The organism is Thermogemmatispora sp., from assembly GCF_019683755.1.
In the GTDB taxonomy this organism is placed as follows: Bacteria; Chloroflexota; Ktedonobacteria; order Ktedonobacterales; family Ktedonobacteraceae; genus Thermogemmatispora.
Genome location: NZ_JADGHT010000535.1, coordinates 1 through 2,030, shown reverse-complemented (window position 1 = coordinate 2,030; position 2,030 = coordinate 1). Strand labels below are relative to the sequence as shown.

Genomic DNA, 2,030 nt, shown 5'->3' with positions numbered 1-2,030 from the left:
AAGTTTAGAAGTAGTATGCTAATCCATTCACGCTGTTCTATCTGTCTTGCCAAGATTAATCCTTCTAAGAAGAAATCCTCAGCCTGAGTATAGTTCTCCTGCTCAAGAGAAATATCTCCAAGGTTGTTGAGTAAAAGACTCAACCATTGCCGGTGCCCAATCTGACGGGCAAGGCCTAACCCTTCCTGGAAATGCTGCTCTCCCTCGGCAAACTTGCCCTGCTCACAGGCCGATGCCCCTAGGTTGATCAGGATTGCACATATCTGCTCCCTATCTCCAATTTCTCTTGCTAACCGTAACCCCTCCTGTAAATACATATCCGCCTGTGCATAGTTGCCCCTACGCGCCTCCAGAGCACCGAGTGTCTCTAGTACCTCACAAAGGCGCTCTCTATTGCCTCCCTGGCGAGCTAATTGCAAACCCTCTTGCAGATACGCTGCGGCACGAGCATACTCCCCCCGTCGCCAAGAGACCGTTCCCAAATCCGTCAGCAGAGCACAAATTCTCTCAGGATCGCCCAGGGTGCGCGCCAGTTGCAGCCCCTCCTGATAGTAGTCCTCAGCGCTTGAATAATTACCCTGGCGCAGCGCCACCTGTCCCCGATAGAGCAACACCCCGGTCAGCCCACGCTGATCGCCCAGCGCCTGAGCAGCCACCTGCGCGCGCTGCAGCCAGTGCTCAGCCACCCCATACGAGGCCCGCACCAGCAAAAATGGCGCAAACGTCACCACCCCACGCACCAGCTCCGCCTGTCGTCCCAGCATATAGGCCGCCTCCAGGCCCGCCAGAATCACCGCGCTCTCCCGCTCCAACAGCTCATAGTCCGTGCGATGCACCTCAGCATAATCGATCGCATATTCCATCAGGCGCGCAAAAGGGGCCTGCACAGCCTCCGTTCCCAGGATCTCCAGGCGCGTCCGCGCATAATCCGCAATCACCTGATGCAACAAATAGCGATCGCCCCCATTACTCTCGAGCAAGCCCGCATCCACCAGCGCATCCAACTCATCCGTCGAACAGGCCGCCACCGCCAGCGCCGCCTCCTCAGAAAAACTGGCCGGCTTCGGCGGAAAGACCGAGAGAGCATACAACGCCATCCGTGCCGCCGCACTCAACTGCTCATCCGAAACCGCAATCACCGACTGCAACGACAGCACAGGCTCCCCCGGTAGGCTCGAATGTACCTCCACTGGCCCACGCGACTCCGTCAACCCCAGACGCACCCGCGCATCGCTCAACCGCTGCAGCGCCGCTCGGATGCGCCGCACCTGCCCCGTATAGCTCTCCTTGCGCAAATAATTCCCCAGCAAGGTCAGCGCCAGCGGCAAGCCACCAACCGCCCGCACCAACTCTCGCACCCGCTCCGGCTCCTGCTCCACCACGGCGGGCGCCAACAAGCGCAACAACGTCAAACTATCCTCCTCACTCAACTCTGAGATAGCTGCCGCCCCCTCCACCGCAAACTCCGTCGCCACATGCGCAAAACGCGTCGTCAACAGATGAGCACACTGAGCCCCTCCCACCTTCAGCGCTAGCGCCTCCTCAATGCGCCAGGCATCATCAATCACCAGCAACATCCGCCGCGGCCCAATCGCCGTACGCAAAGCCCTGGCCCAGGCCTCCAAGCTCGTCAGCCCAGCGACCTCTGTCGCTGGCAACCCCAACAAAGCCCCCCAGCGACTCAACAGCCCCGTCATATTCGGACGCGGTCCCAAGGCCGCCCACAGGATGCCATCCTTGAAATAAGCCCGCACCTCGGGATCATGCGCCAACGCCACCGCCAGCGAGGTCTTACCAACCCCAGGCAAACCATTCAACGCGCTCAGCGCCACCGCCTCACCAGCAAAGAGACGTCCCTTAATGCGCCGCAGCTCAGCATCGCGTCCCACCAGACGCACCGGCGGCGGCAGAGGAATCATCGGATCAATAATCACCTCAACCGAACGCCCAGCCCCCGTCTCCTCTAGCGGCAGCGGACCAGATTCACGACCGTGCCGCAGCTCCTGCCCACCATCGCCACCCCCTACCTC

Annotated in this window: 1 protein-coding gene; it reads right to left on the bottom strand. The window is 60.4% G+C overall.

The genetic code is table 11. The features are described 5' to 3' along the window. Window positions 1–2,030: tetratricopeptide repeat protein (locus IRZ24_RS19695; protein ID WP_297168312.1), on the bottom strand; the 2,030-nt coding region annotated here is incomplete at both ends.